Below are 19,014 nucleotides of genomic sequence, written 5' to 3'. Positions count from 1 at the left end.
GCGGTGGGGACAGTCCCCCACCGCTTTAATGCGCTAAAATAATGCTAAGGAGGAGTATGAGATGGATGTTTACATTTACACATTGCTACTTATTGGATATGTTCTCTTGTTTATCTGGGGAGTCATGCGTTCATCTAATCCGTTTCCATATGCTAATGTATTAATTCTACTCACGCTTGGTCTAATATACGATAACCTAATCATTGCAATCGGAACTTTTATCGGCGAGGGAAATTTACTAAAATCACTTAGCACAATTAGATTTTGGCTTCATGCCTTCATAACCCCTACACTCGTTCTATTTGGCTATGGAGTTTTAACAAAAACCTCATTGAAATGGGTAAAAACACGGACATTCCATCTTTTTACATGGGGTTATTTCCTAACGATTATATTTATTGAGCTAGCGACAGTCACCTTCCATTTAACCCTCAAAGCTTCCAATCAATATGGAGTATTACACTACACTTATTCAGGAGAACCGAGCATTCCTTACATGGTAATCGGCATTTCGCTTTGGATGCTAATCTCAAGCTTTCTACTAATGAAGGAGAAGCGATTCATTTGGATGTTTATTGGGACAATTGTCATGACCCTTGGCGGAGCACTCCCACTACCATTTCCTAGTTCTGCTACGATGAATATCTTTGAATTTGTTTTCCTCATTACACTTTGGTACACGAAAAATAGAATCTAGTTATATTCCCGCCTCCCCTAACATATGATTGTTTGTTAGAAGAAGGGGGTTATTATTATGGCTAGTCAAACAGGTGCCATCGTCCAACAGTCATTACATGCATTATTAGAAGATCATACCTTTTTACCGAATTTACACGGTCAGTCCAGGAAGCAGGCTTTTACATCACTGGCAGCAATTTTATCCACTCCAAACCACATTCATAAATCGTTTCTACGTGTGCCGTTAGACAACGGAAAAGTCGTTCGCATCCCTGCTTTTCGGGTCCAGCATAATGATACACTTGGTCCTTATAAAGGCGGGATTCGCTTTCATGAATCTGTCAATGAAGAAGAAGTCATTAATCTAGCAGCACTAATGACATTAAAAAATGCCCTTCATGAAGTTCCGTTTGGCGGTGGTAAGGGCGGAGTCGTTCTTAATCCAAGAGATTACTCTGAAAGGGAGCTTCATTTAATTTGTGAGAAATATGTTCGTTATTTTAGCGATATTATAGGTCCTGATAAAGATATCCCTGCCCCTGATGTAGGAACAGGCGATAGAGAAATGGACTGGATGATGGCTGAATATAAAAGCATCAATCCTGGGAAACCATACCGAGGCAGCTTTACAGGAAAAAGCATTGTAAATGCAGGTTCACTTGGCCGGAGAGAAGCTACTGGCAGAGGGGTTTATTTTACGTTTCGTTATCTTTTATACGATTTTCTGAAGGAACAAAGACAGTGGTTAGCATCACGTAATAACAAATTTGCAAAAACAGCGCTAGCTCTAGCAGATAAACCTTTAACTTTAGCTGTTCAAGGGTTTGGAAATGTTGGATCTATCGCAGCTCTTGAAGCATATCAATGTACATCGTTAACGAATAAAATCATTGCTGTCAGTGACCGCAACGTTACCTTATACAATGAAGCAGGATTAAATATTCCTGCACTTATCACCTATACATCAAGTAATCATGGTGAACTACCTACAACCTTAGAACAATTGCAAACACATCAAATAGATGCTGAAATAAAATCACGTGATGAGATTCTCACTTTATCGGTGGATGTTTTAATCTTAGCCGCATTAGAGGACCAAATTCATAAAGATAATATGAACAAAATACAAGCACAATTGATTGTCGAAGGAGCAAACGCCCCTATTTCTGGTGAAGCAGATGCATACTTAAGCAATAAAGGTGTCATTATCATCCCTGACATACTTGCAAATGCCGGTGGAGTAATCGTCTCCTATTTTGAATGGCTCCAAGGTAGAGAAACACAGTTCTATACCGAAAAAGAAGTATACCAACTTCTCTACGAAAAAATGAGCTTAACATTAAAAACGATTCTCCCCCAATACTTCAATGACCCGTTTCCGTTACGTCAAAACTGTTATATCCATGCGGTCATGAAGCTATGTACGATTTTATATCGACAAGGTAAATTATATTAAGTTCATTTAACTGGCAAAGGGCTGTCTAAACATAACCGGCAAACAACATTCCAATGCTGAATTATTCAACATAGTATTACCGATTATAGAGACAGCCCATCGTCATTATTTAATGTTGCAATTTACTTATTATTGATTTAAATCATACATTTGACCTTTTAATAAATATGCTGCACTTTCAGCGATGTTTGTAATATGGTCAGCTGTCCGCTCAAGGTAGCGATTGATTAATAAATATTGGATTAATTGCTCGGTTTCCTCCGGATGCTCTTTTAAGTAACTCGTAATGATTTTATACAGTTCAACACTGTATGCATCCACTTCATCGTCTAAGTCTCCAACCTCTTTGGCAAGATTAATATCTCCATTTATGAATGAAGTTAAGCTTTTACGAAGCATTGTAATCGAGATGTCCTTCATTTTGTCGAGATTGGATATATCTACTTGTGAAGAGGCATTGCCAATTCTAATTGTTGATTTCGCAATATTCACCCCGAAATCTGCAATTCGTTCAATCTCCAAACTTATTTTCAATGCACCGATGATTCTGCGCAAATCTCTTGCAACAGGCTGCTCCTTTGCCATCAACCAGATAATGAAATGATTAATTTCGATTTCAAGGTCATCAACATCCTCATCTTCTTCGATTACCTTTAAAGCGACTTCGACATCCTTTGTTTTAAAAGCTTCAAATGCTGTTTCAATTGATGTAATCGCCATATCGCCCATCGTCTTCATTTTTTCCTGTAGTTCATGTAAACTATTCTCAAAGCTTTCACGCGTAACCATTTACATCCCTCCTTATCCGAATCTGCCGGTAATATAGTCTTCCGTTCTTTTATCACTTGGTACTGAAAAAATTTTACTCGTTAAGTCGTATTCAACTACTTCCCCGTTAAGGAAAAATGCTGTTCGGTCTGATACCCTTGCTGCTTGTTGCATATTATGGGTCACGATGACAATCGTATATTCTTTCTTCATATTCTCTATTAATTCTTCTACTTTTAATGTAGAGATTGGGTCTAATGCGGACGTAGGCTCATCCATTAAGATAATATCCGGTTTCATTGCGATGGCACGTGCAATACAAATACGTTGTTGTTGACCACCGGAGAGACCGAGCGCCGAAGTTTTTAAACGGTCTTTCACTTCGTCCCAAATAGCGGCACCCCGTAAACTTTTTTCAACAATTTCATTTAGCTCTTTTTTACTTTTTATGCCTTGCATTTTTGGACCATATGCAACATTATCATAAATACTCATCGGGAAAAGATTTGCTTTTTGAAATACCATTCCTACTTTTGTTCGCAGTTTGATCACATCAGTGGATTTATAGATATCCTCATTATCAATGTTTATCGTACCATTGATTTTCACTCCGTCAATTAAATCATTCATTCGGTTTAACGTTCTCAAGAATGTAGATTTCCCACACCCAGATGGTCCTATAAGAGCTGTTACCTCATTCTCGAATATATCAATTGATATCGAGAATAACGCCTGTTTCTCACCATAAAACAAATCAAGATTTTGAACATTGATTTTCACATCTTTTTCTTGTTCGTTCAGTATTGTAGAATGATTCATCCTTACTTTAATTCCAGTTGCACTCATGTCAACACCTCATTTAGTAATTTGATTTATTTAATTTTTTTGAGATAAACATAGCTGATAAATTTAATACTAAAATGATCACAATTAGGACAATCCCAACTGCCGAGGCTAATTCGATGTCACCTGACTCCTGGGTAACTAAAAAGGAATGAACAGTTAATGTCCGTGCCGATGAGAAAATACTAGAAGGCATGTTAGCAACAGTACCTGCTGTTAAAAATATGGCAGCAGATTCCCCGACAATTCTACCAATGGAGAGAATAATTCCTGATAAAATTCCTGGCATTGCACTTGGTAAAATAACTTTATATAAAGTTTGCAGCCTTGTCGTTCCTAGTGCTAGGGAACCCTCTCGGTATGAAGGTGGAACTGTTTTGAGTGATTCTTCCGTCGTTCTGATGACAACAGGTAAGACGATAATCGTTAATGTTAAGGAGGCAGCAATAATAGACATTCCCATTTTTAACGTCGTCACAAAAAACACGGCGCCAAAAAGTCCATAAATAATCGATGGAATCCCTGTTAAACTTTCAGTTGCAAAACGAATAATACTTACTAATCGGCCTTGTTTTGCGTACTCCTGCAAGTACACAGCGGCAAAGATTCCAATTGGTGTAGCGATAAGCAATGAGATAACAATTGTATAGATTGTCGTAATCACCATTGGCCAAATTCCACCACCACCTGTAGGGGAATAATCACCAAAGATAAAATCAAGGCTAATTAAATTGTAACCTTTAGAAAAGATAAAACCTACGATTATGAAGAGTACGGCAACTGTCAAAAAGGCCGCTCCCCATAGAAGACCTCGGTAAAAATAATCCTTAAGCTTTCTCACCTTACTTACCACCCTTTGCACTAATTTTCGCTAATACAAAATTTAAAATCAAAATAAATGAGAAAAGTACAATTCCTGTCGCGAACAGCATATTTTGATGTGTACCGAATGCATAGCCCATTTCTAATGCAATATTTGTAGTCAATGGTCGTACACTATCGAAAAGACTTGATGGTAAGATTAAACTGTTTCCTGCCACTAAGATAACAGCCATTGTTTCACCGATTGCTCTCCCTAAACCTAAAACAATTGCAGCCATTATTCCTGATTTAGCTGCTGGTACAACAACCTTAAAAATTGTTTCAATTTCGGAGGCCCCTAACGCTAATGACCCTTCGCGATATGTTTTCGGAACAGCTCGGATCGCAGTTTCAGCAACCGTCACAATGGTAGGAAGCATCATAATCGCTAAAACTAATATAACTGCGAAGAGGCTTTGACCTTTAACTAGATTTAATTGATTTTGCAAAAATGGCACTATTAATGCGAGTCCAAATACACCATATAACACAGATGGAATCCCAGCCAATAGCTGTACTGCAGGAGACATAAATTTTGCTACACTTTTTGGTGCTAATTCAGCTAAGAAGATTGCAGTAAATAATCCAATTGGTACTCCAATGATTAATGCACCTATCGTCGCATATATCGATGCAACAATCATCGGCAAAATCCCATACTTATCTTCACTAGGAACCCAATCCACTCCAAGTAGAAAATCAAAAAAGCTATACCCATCGACAATAAATGGCAGAGCCCCTTTATAAAATACAAATCCAACGATTAATAATAAACTTACGACTGAAAGAAGTGCACAAAATTGAAAGACTCTAGATGACAACTTCTCTAACATGTATTTCCGCTTATTTTTATTGTTTACCTTTATTGGTTCCCGAGACATCTTCATTCCTCCATGCATCTCTTTTACAACGGTTCAACTAACATTATCACGTTATTTAATTGGTATAGCCCCTGCTTTCGTAATAATTGCTTGTCCATCTTCGCTCAAAATATAATCGATATACTGCTTACCAGCATCGGTAATTTGGTCGACTCTATGTACAAATAAGAATGGGCGTGATAATTTATATCTTTGTTGTAAAACATTCTCAACTGTTGCCTCTACTCCATCGATATTTAAAGTCGAAATAGATGAATCAATATATTCAAACGATATAAAACCTACCGCATGCTTATTCCCGGCGACAGTTGTTTTAATATTTCCGTTACCACTCGCTATAATTGCGCTTCTTACTAATTCACCAGAAGAATACCCGACGATTTCTTGAAAGGCATCACGTGAGCCTGAACCATCTTCTCTTGAAACAACGACGATTTCTAAATCATCACCGCCTAGTTCCTTCCAATTGTTGATTTCACCAGTGAATATAGCCTTCACTTGTTCCATCGTTAGTGTTTTCACCTTGTTGCTTGGGTGTGTGACGACAACAATGCCATCGTATGCGATTGTTGTCTCGACTAATCCACTTGCTTTTTCTTCCTCTTCTAAATCTCGTGACGACATTCCAATTTCTGATACCCCATTCATTGCATTTTGAATTCCTGCTGATGAACCGTTTTGATTTATTTCAACTTTAATATTTGCAGTATCTTTAAACTTGTCTGCTAATTTTTCAGCTAAAGGTCCTACTGAGGTGGATCCAGAAACAGAAACCGTAGATACATTTTCATTTGATGATTCTGCTCCATCAGTATGGCTATTACATGCTGATAAGATGGAAGTTAGGATTACGATTAATAACCCATACACTACCCTATTTGTGAACATACTCATAACCTCCAGGTGATAAATTACGACTTTTTTCGACATGTAAAGATTAAATGAAGAATGTAAAGGTGACATGGATTTAATGTAAAGGTTTTGTAAATTTTATTAACTGCGTTTTAAATTAGTTAATTTTCGGCTTTATTTAAAAGTATATTGGCTTTCTTAATATGCCTTTCATTTAGGATTATATGTTGTGAAGATAAGAAAGGAGATTTTGAAACTGCTAGGATGGATTTTATAGGAAATGTGGAGTATGGAATAGTTAAGTGAGAACACTTATTAAGGCAAATGAAAAAAGTGATACTTCTTTCATCAAAGTACCACTAACATTTTTATAATTTTATTTATAGTTAAACATATTTTATGTTACTAAGCATTTCTTCCCTTATATAACAGATAAATAAAAAAAGGAGCCCCGATAGCTGCAGTGAAAACACCTGCAGGAATATCTAATGGTAAGAAAGCCGTTCTCGCTATCATGTCCGCACATACGACGAGAATCCCTCCTAATAATCCAGATATAGGGACAAGCATTCGAAAGGAACGCCCGATTAGCTTACGTCCAATATGTGGAGCAATTAACCCAATAAATTCAATTCCACCTGCAAAAGCAACAGCTGAACCTGCTAATGCAACGCTTACGACTAAAAGAATAACTCGTTTCCTTTGTACATGTACACCAAGTCCAGTTGCTAGTAAATCGCCTAGTTCCATGACATCTACTGTTCTAGATAAATATAAAGCAACTGGTATAAATAATAGAAGCCACGGCAACATTGCATAAACATCATTCCAATTCGCACCGTATAAACTTCCAGTAAGCCATAAATAAGACTTAGTAGCAATCGCGGTTTCACTTACGACTAGCATCAACATTACGATCGCTTTCATTGCTGCCGCTACACCGATTCCGATTAAGACAAGGCGAAACGGAGTGACTCCTCTTTTCCAGGACAGCAAGTAAATGACGAACGAAACAGTTGCTGCACCAATTATAGCTGCCACAGGGAGAAAGTGGATACTTACCGTCCCCGTCAAATAGACGATAAACATGATTGCCCCAACAGATGCTCCGCTAGTTATCCCGATAATATCTGGAGAAGCAAGCGGATTTCGAATAATTGCCTGTAAAATAAGACCCGCTACTCCTAGTGCACCCCCGACTAAAAATGCCAATAAAACTCGAGGTAGTCTTAAAGTATGAAGTACATAATCAAACTCTCCAGATTTAAAACCGATGAGCTCTTTTATTATTTGTATAGGATGAATAAAACTGCTCCCCACTGATAAACTGACAATGAAAAGGATAATTGCGATCGTGCACAGTACTAGCATAGTTCGAAAAAAACTTTCCGCGATACTTGTTGCTGGCTGCTTTGTCTCTCTTTTTAACGATATTACATTATTCATTTCCTGATAACCTCCTACGTGCGAGGTAAATAAAAAATGGTGTACCGACAAATGCAGTCATCACCCCGATTGGGATTTCCTGAGGGATAATGATAAATCGTGCAGTCGTATCTGCAAGTAATAATAGACTAGCCCCTGCTAAAGCACTTAGCGGTAGTACCCATCTGTAATCCTGTCCAACTAATCCTCGAACAATATGTGGAACGATTAAGCCTACGAAACCAATTGAACCAGCAACAGCCACTGAACCGCCTGCTAAAAGGATAATTGAAATGCCAATTAGTATTTTTATTATGATTGTTTGTTGACCTAAACCTGTTGCAACTTCATCTCCAAACATAAATATGTTAATAGAATTCCCTAAACTAAATGCTAGAAGTGTAGCAACAACCATAAATGGTAAAACGGGTATCAACATATCAAGACTACGTCCTGCAACTGAACCTGCTAACCAAAATAAAATACTTTGCAGTTTTTGCTCATCAATGACTAATAATCCTTGTGTAAAGGATACAAACAAAGCTGAAATTGCTGTACCCGCTAAGACAATTTTCAAAGGTGTTAGCCCCTGCCTTCCTAATGAGCCTAAAAAATAAACAAGTCCCCCTGCTATTCCTGCTCCTATAAATGCGACCCACATATAATGGACTAAGGATTCGACTTGAAAAAATGTTACTGAGCAGACAATAAAAAATAAGGCTCCCGCATTTACTCCTAAAATATCAGGTGACGCCAAAGGATTTTTTGTTAAAGCTTGCATTAAAGCTCCCGCAATAGCAAGATTTGCACCAATAATTGTTGCAATAATCGCTCTTGTTAATCTAGATGTTGTAACAATAATATGTTCAGTTATTGTTTTATCAAAATGGAAGATAGCGTCGAATGTCGTTTGTAAAGGAATTGACCTCTGCCCAAGTGCAATGCTACCTATAAATGAGATGGTCAATAGGAGAATAAGGATGATTAATCCTATTATTTTCAAACGAACGCTTTTTAGCATTCCTGTCAAATCAAATCCTCCTTTCCGTTTTGACAAATAGAGGCTGGTACATAACTAAATACAACCTAGTTAAATACGAACATTGTTATTAGGGATTCTATGCTACAAATTCTGTAAAGGTTGATTGGAGCGGAAGTGCGAGACTCCTGCGGGATGCGTGGGAGAGGTGAGACCCCACAGGCGTTTGCGCCGAGGAGGCTCAGCACCCACCCCGCGGAAAGCGAGTACTCGTGCTGCAATCAACCAGAACGTTTCCCATGTAAAAACAACAAGAATAAATTGAAATCTCATCTAATAAATCGGTCTTTTCTTATATTTATAACCTTTTTCCCTGCCTCTATAGTCTTTTAATTTAACAATCTATTCATTCTCTAATTCAAATTTCTTATATAAATCATCAAGCATTAAGTTTGCCGCTGTAATTCCGCCACCCATGTTCCAGATGATTTCATCTACTTGATGTACCTCGTCATTCGTTACAGCATCAAGGTTTTCCCATAACGGATGTCCGGTCCATTGTTCATACGTTTTCTTTACTGCTTCATTGTCCTCCATGAATAGATAAATAACATCTGCATTCATTTCTGAAATACTCTCTTTATCTGTTAATTGCAAAATATCCTGTGAATCATCAGATAAGTCTTTTGGACCTTTAAAACCAAGTTCATTTAAAATTGACCCTGCAAAGCCTGTCAGATATATTCGTGCATGGTCCTCTCTGAAGTTAACGACAGAGACGTGGAGTGGCCATTTGTCACCAAGCTTTTCTTTCACCTTTGTTTGAAAATCTGCTACGCGCATCTCCCAAGCAGAAATAATTTCTTTCGCCTTTGCTTCTTCATTCATCGCCTCACCCATTAATTGAACAGTACCTTTATAATCAAATACTGTTTCATGTACGATAGTTGGAGCAATTTCAGATAACTGTTCATACACTTCCTCGTGACGAATTTTTGAAGCAATAATTAAATCTGGCTTTAGCTTTGCAATTTCCTCAAGGTTTGGTTGGGTTTCCTGACCAACAATTTGAACTTCACCAATATCCTCTTTTAAATAGTGATAGATTGGCTGCTCTAACCAAGATTCCACAGCACCCACTGGGGTCATCTCGAAAGCAACTAGAGCATCTGTTGCACCTTGATATAAAGTGACGATTTTCTTCGGTGTGCCCTCTATCTTCGTTTTTCCCATTGCATGAGCAATTTCTCTAACTTGACTTTCTTCTTTTTTTCCGCTGCCCTCAGAAGCTGTCTTTTCAGTTTGATTCCCACAACCTACTAGCGTAATCAGTAAAGAAACTGCTAATAAAAAAATCGTAATAAACCGTCTGCTAACTTTGTATGTATTTGTTTTCATGTCTCTTCCTCCCTTAAATGATAATGATAATTGTTATCATTACTTTTCGGATTTTATCCTATTTTTTCCCTTTAGACAATAGGTAATTGAAAATAATTTTCATTAAGTTATTATAAAATAGCAAAAAAGCTAATCTCTACTTACAGAGTTAGCTTTTCCAACTGATATTCTTATTGAACCGCAATATTATCAACATATAATTGAATTAATCTTTATCCCAAACTTTCAAATAATTCTTACCTGCTTTTAAACTCGTAATTGGTCCAACTACGCTTTTTTCTTCCTTTTGTTTCCCAAAGAAATCTTTATCAAGGACAACTTTACTTCCATCTGGATTCTCAAACTCTGCATCGACAATGCGAGCTCTTTCCATGGTATCTGTCGAATGAGTATCTCCAAGGAATGCTTCAAACTCTTCAGGAAGTTCTAAAGAAAGATACACTTCATTTCCTTCATCGATAATGTTTATTTGCGGATTATAGTGAGCTGCATCGATCTTTTCATATTCTCGTTCATAAGGTTGTGCACCATTAAAGTATACATTTTTGCTAATATATACAGGCTGCTCTACTTTATTAAATGCTTCATGGTCACCCTCATCTTGATGGACTGTTTCAATATACTCTTCAAGTGACGCAGGATACCCGTTAAAATGAGTCGTACCGACGTTATCTAAAGCATCATCACCGATGAACAGGTTATTATAAAAACGGTCGTCGCCACCATATGTAACTGCGAATCCGGCTACCTCTGTGCTATGTGGCACATGATATGGTGTCGCACGGTCGAGCATTTTGCGGTGGACCATTTTCCCTCGGATGAGATTATTAATATAAGCTCCACCTTGGGCATGGTTATCTAACGCGTAGTCTGCTGTTAAAATGTTATGGTCGACAATGTATGGACCGCTACTCACTTCAACAAACAGGTCGCGGCTGTTTTGATAAAACAGGTTACTGCTCACTCTTGTTCCTTGCGTTTGCCAATCTAACCAGGTTCCTAGCGAGCAATTATGGATACGGTTGTTATGGATTTGGACATCGATTGCTGCATGCAGCTTAATCCCTGCAATCTCATGACCGTAGTACTCACGCTTAATACCGATATTATAAATATGGTTGTTGTATATTTCGCTAAATACACAGCCTAGGTGGCCGACGACTCCGTTTTGGCCACAATCATAGATTGTATTATTGCGGATGATGTGCGAACCAATCTTTTCTTTACTCCAGCCAACTTGTTTTGCTGAAAAGACAGATTCTAATTGATATTGATAACCTGGTTTGTCTTTTCGTTTTGTACGATAGTTATCACCTGTTGACGCCTCTTTACCGATACTGATCGCACTACACTTTGAATCATGTATGATATTATCCTCAATAATCCAGCCTTTACTCCAACGTGGTCCAATTAACCCCGGTTGGTCAGCTGTTGGTGGTGTCCAAGGGGTAGCCGCCTGGCACAGCTCGAAGCCTTTCACCGTAATATAATTTATCCCTATTTGCTCTGGGTAAAAACAAGCTTTCCGTACATTGATTTCGACTAATTCTTCATTTGGATTTGCTTGATGGAAATTTGCATAAATCGTTGTATGTTGCTCATCTACTTCTGAAAACCATACGTATCTTGTCTGTTCAGGATTAACGACAGATACAGTTGTTTTCGTCCAATGGTCTAGCACTTCTGTTCTCACTTCAGGATTCTGTAATTGTTCTACATTTTCAACTTCATAAAACGACATTCCATTCAAATAAACATCGCCGAGATGTCTACCAGGATTATAGACTACCCAATCGCCAAAGATTTCTTCAATATAAGGGTTATAGTCTCCGAAAAAGTCATTCGGTAAAACAGCTTTCCATACAGTTCCTTCATGCTGTTCCCATTTTTGAATCCGCTCGGAACCTTTAATGACTACCTTTTCACCTTCAGCAGCTTGATACGTAATTCTACGATACTTACTTAATCCGCCATTTTTTGGTTTTACCCATTCACGGTACTCGCCCTCATGGACAATAATCGTATCACCCGCAACAGCAACAGCTGCAGCTCTATTTATCGTTAAAAACGGATTTTCCTTTGTTCCCTCTGCTTGATCAGACCCATTCTTTGCTACATGGTATTCAAATGACATTTTGTAACCTCCCCATATAATCTGTCCTACTACGATTATTATAGAGTGAAAAAACGCTTACTTTCTATTCGAAAAATAGTATAATAGTAGACAATATTCGTGTTTATTTTAGGAGTGTGAGCTTATGGTATTCTTTGAACATCACGGAGTTGAAAAGCGAGAATCCTTTCATACATCTAGACTAAGTAATTTTACGTTTCCGCTCCATTTTCACCATGCTTACGAGTTGATTATCGTTAATGAAGGAGAATTGTACGTTACAATTGACCAAAAAGAGTATGTCCTGCATAAACAAGATGCTGCGATTGTGTTTAATAACCAAATGCATGAATTTCAAACGATGACAAATTCCGATATTTCGATTGCAATTTTCTCACCCGAAATTATCGGCCACTTTTTTCTGAACTATAAAGGGTATATCCCAGAAAATAATGTCATTCATCTAGATGAGCTCCCTAACTTAACGAAGCTTGATTCGATTTATCGGCAAAAAGGTTTTCTATATAATCTTTGCGGTACATTAGTGGAAAACACGACATTTATTCCAGTAGAACACTCGACAAAAACGAAAGTGCTGCACAAAATATTACTCTATGTTGATAAACATTATCATGAAGAGTGCACGTTAAAGGTTATCGCAAAACAGCTGCAATATGACTATGCTTATTTATCAAAGCTATTTGTGCAAATGACAAAGATGACGTTTACCGAATACTTAAATCATTATCGTACATCCCAAGCGTGTTATTTATTGAAAAACAGCGAGCATTCGATTAGCGAGATTGCCAGTCTTTGCGGCTATACTAATTTGCGGAGCTTTAACCGGAACTTTAGAATGATAACGAATGATTCACCTAGGAGTTATCGGGAATTTCATCGGGATGAGGGTGATGTTGGGATTGGTGATGGGCATAGATTTGATTCTAAGCCTTAGTGGAAATAAAAATTATTTAACAGTATTACTATTTCCTAAAAGGTTATTAGTCTATTGATTGAAGATTAATAACCTTTCAAGTAGAGCACACTCTAGTTTTAAAAATTATTATTCAGCTTAGGAACGCAAGAATAGCCTATACTTTCCCTTTAAAAATCATTTAGGTAGAAACACTACAACAAACAGTTGCTTTTTCGAGTACTTAAATAACCTAATGTGAAATAAGAACATTTATTTTATGATGTGAATAATTAATAGTCCAGATGATGTTTGAGGATTACGAAAGATGAGTTTACTAGGAATAACTTTTTATAAAATCCATTTATGAGTGGAATAAGGTCATTTTTTATAGATGTTACAAAATAAAAAAACCACCAAAATTATGTATTTGGTGGAGACGGTGGGAGTCGAACCCACGTCCAGACATATCGGCACTTAAGCGTCTACGAGCGTAGTCGACATATTTGCGGTTTCGCTAACTCTTATGCCTATCGACAGGCGTCGGAGCAGCTAGTCTGATTGGTCTCTTCCATCATCCCCAGACGGAGGAATTAGGCGTAGTCCACTAAGAGTGAGTCCCTTACCCTACCACATGGACGATGGAGGGAGGAACAGCTAAGCAGTTATTAAGCTGCTAAAGCTAAGTTATTGTTAGATTTGCCAGTTATTATTGGCGTGACGTTTTTACGAAGACGATCCCTTCGGCCCGCAACCTAAGCTCGAACTACCCCTGTCGAATCCGTAACGTCCCCATGTTAAGCCGTATATACCAGCTAGGGAATACGGGAGATGAAGCAGAAATAAGCTTAATTGCTTATGAAATTGTATAATCAGTTAAACATTTTAAAATCGGAAGAACGTAAGAGTAAAGGATTACTTGCTTTCGTTCATCCTTGTAGGTGACTGCCTTACAAAATCTATTATAACAAATGTGGACAAAAATGCAATTGTAAGGTTTTTCCTAATAATCCTTTTGGCGTTCTCTAAAGGCACGTTCGATATCACGTTTTGCTTCTTTTTTCTTTAAATCCTCACGCTTATCGTATTTCTTCTTCCCTTTACCGAGGCCGATTAATACCTTTGCATAGCCATTTTTTAAATACATTTTTAACGGTACAAGTGCATAGCCTTCTTCTTTCGTTGCACCGACAAGCTTTGCGATTTCTTTTTTATGCATTAATAGTTTTCTAGTTCTTAGCGGGTCATGGTTATAACGATTGCCTTGCTCATAAGGACTAACATGCATATTGTGTAGGAAAACTTCTCCGTTATCAATTCGTGCATAGGAATCCTTTAAGTTTGCTCGGCCATTACGGATTGATTTAATCTCTGTACCTTGAAGGACAATGCCTGCCTCGTATGTTTCTTCAATTGAAAAATCATGGTTCGCTTTTTTATTTTGCGCGACTACTTTTCCCATTCCTTTTGGCATTGTAACTCCCCCTCTCCAAGCATCTTACCTTTTGCGTATGTTCTATTTTAACAAATAATGGACAGATACTCAAATCTTTACCCTAGTATTAAAGCTGGCACAACGTTATGTGCCAGCTTTTTTGATTACCGTTTTTTCTTTTTACGCTTAGCTTTTGGTGCATTTTCAAAATGCTTTTTCTTTTTCTTCTTCCTTGGTGGTCGTGTTGACCATTCCTCACTAGACTCTTTATCGCCACCGCGACTTTTTGCATGATTTCCCTTTTTACCGATTTTGATGACTTTTGGAGCTTCTTTAGGTGGACGTCTTCTCGTACCTTTCATTCCGACAATTTCAAAGTCAATTGCCCGTTCATCTTTATTGACGTTAACAACTCGTACGGTTATTTCATCACCAATTCGATAAACATTACCTGTTCGCTCACCAATCATGGCATAATGTCTTTCGTCATAACGGTAATAGTCATCTGTCATATAGCTGACATGGACAAGTCCTTCGATTGTGTTCGGCAGCTCGACGAACATTCCGAAGTTCGTAACAGAGCTAATCATACCATCATATTCTTCACCAATTTTATCAAGCATATATTCAGTCTTTTTTAATTCATCTGTTTCACGTTCTGCTTCAACTGCTCTGCGTTCCATATTAGAAGCATGATCAGCAATTTCTGGTAAAAGCTCGCCCCATTTCGAACGTGTTTCCTCGTCTACTTTTCCGTTGATTAAATACGTACGGATTAAACGGTGAACGATTAAGTCCGGATAACGTCGGATAGGTGATGTGAAATGTGTATAATACTCCGTTGATAGACCAAAGTGACCTAAACTATTCGGGTCGTATTTCGCCTGCTTCATGGACCGCAGCATGACTGTTGAGATAACTGTTTCTTCAGGTGTTCCTTGAACTTCTTCAATGATACTTTGTAAAGCACGTGGGTGAATCTCATTTGCTGACCCCTTCACCGTGTAGCCGAAGTTCGTAATAAATTCTAAAAATCGTTGCAGCTTCTCTGTATTTGGGTCCTCATGAATACGATAGATGAACGGTACATTCATCCAGTGGAAATGCTCGGCAACTGTTTCATTCGCTAACAGCATGAACTCTTCAATTAACCGCTCAGCAACAGAGCGTTCACGGATAACGACATCATGTGGATTGCCTTCTTTATCTACGAGTACTTTCGCCTCTTTAAAATCAAAGTCAATCGCACCACGATTCATTCGTTTCGTACGTAATATTTGCGCTAGCTCGCCCATTTCTTCAAACATCGGTACAAGCGGCTCATATCTTTTCATGACTTCTTCATCACGATCTTCAAGAATTTTCCGGACATCAGAATACGTCATACGTTCTGTTGTTTTAATGACACTTTGGAAAATTTCATGGCTGACAACCGTTCCTGTTTCATCTATTTCCATTTCACATGATAGCGTTAAACGGTCAACTTTCGGGTTTAGCGAGCAAATTCCGTTTGAGAGACGGTGTGGAATCATTGGAATAACTCGGTCGACGAGATAGACACTTGTCCCACGCTCTAACGCTTCTTTGTCAATTGGTGAATCCTCGGTAACATAATGACTGACATCTGCTATATGGACACCTAATTTATAGTTGCCATTGTCTAATTTTTTGACAGTGACCGCATCATCCAAATCTTTAGCATCTGCTCCATCGATTGTGACGATGACTTCATCCCGTAAGTCACGGCGGTCTTTTAAATCATCCTCGTGAATAGTGTCAGGGACATCATTTGCCTGTTTAAGCGCATCTTCAGGAAAAAGGCCAGGAAGACCATGCTTATGAATAATCGATAAAATATCAACACCAGGGTCATTTTTATGACCAAGAATTTGGACGACTTCACCTTCTGCACTCATGCGGCCTTCAGGGTACGTTGTTAATTTCACAACAACTTTATGGCCTTCAATCGCCCCGTTTTTTGCATTTTTCGGGATAAAAATATCATTTATAATCTTTTTGTCATCAGGAATAACGAAGCCAAAGTTTTTGCTTTCTGTATACGTTCCAACGATTTCTTGGACGCCACGCTCTATGATTCTGACGACTGTTCCTTCTTGGCGTGAGCCTGAACTATTAGAAGAACTAACTCTCACAAGAACCGTATCACCGTGCATCGCTGTCTTTAACTCTGTAGGAGGAATGAACACATCATCTAAGCTCGCATCCTCTGGGTCTAAAAATGCGAAACCTTTTGCATGTCCAATTAGTTTCCCTTTTAGTAAATTCATTTTTTCAGGCAAGCCATAGCGATTGCTACGTGTTCTGACTACTAAACCTTGCTCTTCCATCGCAACGAGTGCTTTGACAAAGTCTTTAAACTCTGCCGAATCCTCAATTCCAAAGGCCTCCTCAAGTTCCTGAACTGTTAGCGGTTTATAGGCCTCTTCCTTCATGAAATCAAGTAGCTTATTAATATGTACTTGTATTTCTTGTTCCATTTAAATCCTCCTTTACCAATTTAGTGTCTCTAAAAATTGGTATACATCTTCATGTAGCAAATCACGTTCCTTATCAAGGGTAATCACGTGACCTGATTCTTCATACCACTTTAATTCCTTTTGTATAGTTTCTACTTCTTCGTAAATAATATTTGCACTATCTGTATTAATCATGTGGTCGTGTCTAGCTTGTGCGACAAACGTTGGCGAATAGATCATATCGACATTATTTCTAACATCTGCGATTAGCTCTTGTAATGCTTTTAATGTATTCATCGGCGTCTTCGCAAACTCCTTCATTTCTTCTTCTATTACCTCAGGGGATTTCCCTTCAAATTTTTTATAATTTCTTGCATATTCTAAAACACCTTCATACATAACCTGTTCACTTTTTATATACATTGGGGCACACATCGGAACAATCCCCTTTACAGGAACAGTGTAACCCAATTTAAGGGAAAACACACCGCCTAGTGATAATCCGCCAACAGCAATTTGGTCATAGCCTAAGTTTTTCAAATGATTGTATCCATCCATGACGTCCTGCCACCATTGTTCAGGACCAGTATGAACGAGCTCCTCGGGTGGAACACCGTGACCCTTATATTGTGGTGCATGGCATGTATAGCCTCTCTCATTTAGAAAACGGGCAAGCATCCGGACATCTGCAGTATTCCCAGTAAAGCCATGTAAAAGTAAAATTGCTTTTCCTTCATCTCCCTCAAAAGTAAATGGTTTCGGTAACACTCTTTTCATTTCTCATTACTCCTTCTTCATTAACTTCGTATAACCTATTTTCTAGCTATTTTCAATAAGATATGTACTCTCTTTCATTTAAACAAACGTTTAATTAATTTACCAAATTACTGCTTATGATAAGTATGTATGACGAATACTAGAAAGCGTCCTACTTCTATCGCACTAGACTCAGAAATGTCTGCTCCCTTTTAATAAAGGATATAAAAAAAGAGCCTGAAGCCTCAGACCCTTTGTTTATCATCACTTAACGATGTATGCAACTAATACTGTTAAAATAAAGAAAAGCACTGACAAAATAATGGTTGCACGGTGTAAAATTAAATCAAGACCACGAGCCTTTTGTTTTCCAAAAAGCTGTTCAGCACCACCAGAAATTGCACCTGATAATCCTGCACTTTTACCTGATTGTAATAATACAACTGTGATTAATGCGATTGATACTAAAACAAGTAGGATAATTAATGCTGTATGCATGCAAAGACACCTCCTGAAATACGCACAACTAGATAGTTTAAATGTATCATAATTGGTGGTTATTCACAATAGTTGATAAAAAAAGTTAATTTAACGGTTGATGATTGTGTGTATGTATTATTGCTAAAAAGATGATTCTATTTTACTTTGGACTTCTTTTTTCTGTTGCGTCGGGCTTTTATGACGGTTCTATTTTACCTTGGACTTCTTTTTTCTGCTGCGTCGGGCTTTTAAAATGTTTCTATTTTTCCTTTGGCTACTTTTTCTCACTCCGGCGGGCTTTTAAAACGATTCTATTTTACCTTTCGATGCTTTTTCCCACTCCGACGGGCTTTTAAAACGATTCTATTTTACCTTTCGATGCTTTTTCTCACTCCGACGGGCTTTTAAAACGATTCTATTTTACCTTGGATGCTTTTTCTCACTCCGACGGGCTTTTAAGATGATTCTATTTTACCTTTCGATGCTTTTTCCCACTCCGACGGGCTTTTAAAACGGTTCTATTTTACCTTTGGATGCTTTTTCACGCTACGACGGGCTTTTAATACAATTCTATTTTACCTCTCGTTGCTTATTCCCACTCCGGCGGGCTTTTAAGATGATTCTATTTTACCTTTCGATGCTTTTTCCCACTCCGACGGGCTTTTAAAACGGTTCTATTTTACCTTTGGATGCTTTTTC

Annotated in this window: 16 protein-coding genes and 1 other RNA gene; 3 read left to right on the top strand and 14 right to left on the bottom strand. The window is 38.0% G+C overall.

Going from position 1 to position 19,014, the window contains the following annotated elements; genetic code table 11:
* Nucleotides 1-61 precede the first annotated feature (61 nt).
* Both J2S19_RS04000 and J2S19_RS03995 read left to right on the top strand, forming a co-directional pair.
* The gene (locus J2S19_RS04000; RefSeq protein ID WP_307337610.1) at nucleotides 62-697 is read left to right on the top strand and encodes a hypothetical protein; all 636 of its coding nucleotides are present in this window, start codon (nucleotides 62-64) and stop codon (nucleotides 695-697) included.
* Between the two features lie 57 nt (nucleotides 698-754).
* On the top strand, nucleotides 755-2,134 hold the full coding sequence (locus J2S19_RS03995) for a Glu/Leu/Phe/Val family dehydrogenase (protein WP_307337607.1): 1,380 nt from the start codon (nucleotides 755-757) through the stop codon (nucleotides 2,132-2,134).
* A gap of 129 nt (nucleotides 2,135-2,263) precedes the next feature.
* Here the strand turns inward: J2S19_RS03995 and phoU are convergent, their stop codons facing one another.
* The 9 genes from phoU to J2S19_RS03950 form a co-directional block, all read right to left on the bottom strand.
* The gene (gene phoU, locus J2S19_RS03990) at nucleotides 2,264-2,923 is read right to left on the bottom strand and encodes a phosphate signaling complex protein PhoU (protein WP_307337604.1); all 660 of its coding nucleotides are present in this window, start codon (nucleotides 2,921-2,923) and stop codon (nucleotides 2,264-2,266) included.
* Nucleotides 2,924-2,935: 12 nt separating this feature from the next.
* Nucleotides 2,936-3,748 carry a phosphate ABC transporter ATP-binding protein PstB gene (pstB, locus tag J2S19_RS03985; RefSeq protein WP_370875049.1) on the bottom strand — a complete coding sequence of 271 codons (813 nt, stop codon included), beginning with the start codon at nucleotides 3,746-3,748 and terminating at the stop codon, nucleotides 2,936-2,938.
* Nucleotides 3,749-3,761: 13 nt separating this feature from the next.
* On the bottom strand, nucleotides 3,762-4,586 hold the full coding sequence (pstA, locus tag J2S19_RS03980; protein WP_307337601.1) for a phosphate ABC transporter permease PstA: 825 nt from the start codon (nucleotides 4,584-4,586) through the stop codon (nucleotides 3,762-3,764).
* Nucleotide 4,587: 1 nt separating this feature from the next.
* A complete protein-coding gene (gene pstC, locus J2S19_RS03975; protein ID WP_307337597.1) occupies nucleotides 4,588-5,487 on the bottom strand; it encodes a phosphate ABC transporter permease subunit PstC in 900 nt (299 codons plus the stop codon).
* Between the two features lie 51 nt (nucleotides 5,488-5,538).
* Nucleotides 5,539-6,375 carry a phosphate ABC transporter substrate-binding protein gene (locus tag J2S19_RS03970; protein WP_307337594.1) on the bottom strand — a complete coding sequence of 279 codons (837 nt, stop codon included), beginning with the start codon at nucleotides 6,373-6,375 and terminating at the stop codon, nucleotides 5,539-5,541.
* Nucleotides 6,376-6,744: 369 nt separating this feature from the next.
* Nucleotides 6,745-7,785 carry a FecCD family ABC transporter permease gene (locus tag J2S19_RS03965; RefSeq protein WP_307337591.1) on the bottom strand — a complete coding sequence of 347 codons (1,041 nt, stop codon included), beginning with the start codon at nucleotides 7,783-7,785 and terminating at the stop codon, nucleotides 6,745-6,747.
* On the bottom strand, nucleotides 7,778-8,794 hold the full coding sequence (locus J2S19_RS03960) for a FecCD family ABC transporter permease (protein ID WP_370875048.1): 1,017 nt from the start codon (nucleotides 8,792-8,794) through the stop codon (nucleotides 7,778-7,780). The genes J2S19_RS03965 and J2S19_RS03960 overlap by 8 nt, the downstream gene beginning before the upstream one ends.
* Before the next feature lie 351 nt (nucleotides 8,795-9,145).
* Nucleotides 9,146-10,141, bottom strand: coding sequence for an ABC transporter substrate-binding protein (locus J2S19_RS03955; protein ID WP_307337588.1), 996 nt, complete (start codon nucleotides 10,139-10,141; stop codon nucleotides 9,146-9,148).
* A gap of 205 nt (nucleotides 10,142-10,346) precedes the next feature.
* Complete coding sequence (locus tag J2S19_RS03950; protein WP_307337586.1) at nucleotides 10,347-12,275, bottom strand: right-handed parallel beta-helix repeat-containing protein; 1,929 nt, start codon at nucleotides 12,273-12,275, stop codon at nucleotides 10,347-10,349.
* 124 nt (nucleotides 12,276-12,399) lie between these two features.
* On the opposite strand from J2S19_RS03950, the gene J2S19_RS03945 reads away from it, so the two are divergent.
* The gene (locus tag J2S19_RS03945; protein ID WP_307337583.1) at nucleotides 12,400-13,209 is read left to right on the top strand and encodes an AraC family transcriptional regulator; all 810 of its coding nucleotides are present in this window, start codon (nucleotides 12,400-12,402) and stop codon (nucleotides 13,207-13,209) included.
* A gap of 389 nt (nucleotides 13,210-13,598) precedes the next feature.
* On the opposite strand, the gene ssrA is transcribed toward J2S19_RS03945, so the two are convergent.
* The 5 genes from ssrA to secG all read right to left on the bottom strand — a co-directional run bounded on the left by ssrA (nucleotide 13,599) and on the right by secG (nucleotide 18,333).
* Nucleotides 13,599-13,961, bottom strand: a transfer-messenger RNA (tmRNA) gene (gene ssrA, locus J2S19_RS03940).
* 209 nt (nucleotides 13,962-14,170) lie between these two features.
* Complete coding sequence (gene smpB / locus J2S19_RS03935) at nucleotides 14,171-14,641, bottom strand: SsrA-binding protein SmpB (protein WP_307337581.1); 471 nt, start codon at nucleotides 14,639-14,641, stop codon at nucleotides 14,171-14,173.
* Between the two features lie 125 nt (nucleotides 14,642-14,766).
* Complete coding sequence (gene rnr, locus J2S19_RS03930; RefSeq protein WP_307337578.1) at nucleotides 14,767-17,100, bottom strand: ribonuclease R; 2,334 nt, start codon at nucleotides 17,098-17,100, stop codon at nucleotides 14,767-14,769.
* A 12-nt stretch (nucleotides 17,101-17,112) separates the two neighbouring features.
* Nucleotides 17,113-17,856: an alpha/beta hydrolase gene (locus tag J2S19_RS03925; protein WP_307337576.1), complete on the bottom strand. Its 744-nt coding sequence runs from the start codon at nucleotides 17,854-17,856 to the stop codon at nucleotides 17,113-17,115.
* A 243-nt stretch (nucleotides 17,857-18,099) separates the two neighbouring features.
* On the bottom strand, nucleotides 18,100-18,333 hold the full coding sequence (gene secG / locus J2S19_RS03920) for a preprotein translocase subunit SecG (protein ID WP_307337572.1): 234 nt from the start codon (nucleotides 18,331-18,333) through the stop codon (nucleotides 18,100-18,102).
* Nucleotides 18,334-19,014 lie beyond the last annotated feature (681 nt).

Source organism: Metabacillus malikii (assembly GCF_030813355.1).
In the GTDB taxonomy this organism is placed as follows: domain Bacteria; phylum Bacillota; class Bacilli; order Bacillales; family Bacillaceae; genus Metabacillus; species Metabacillus malikii.
The sequence above is the reverse complement of the archived record's forward strand: the minus strand, read 5'-3'. Positions and strand labels throughout refer to the sequence as shown.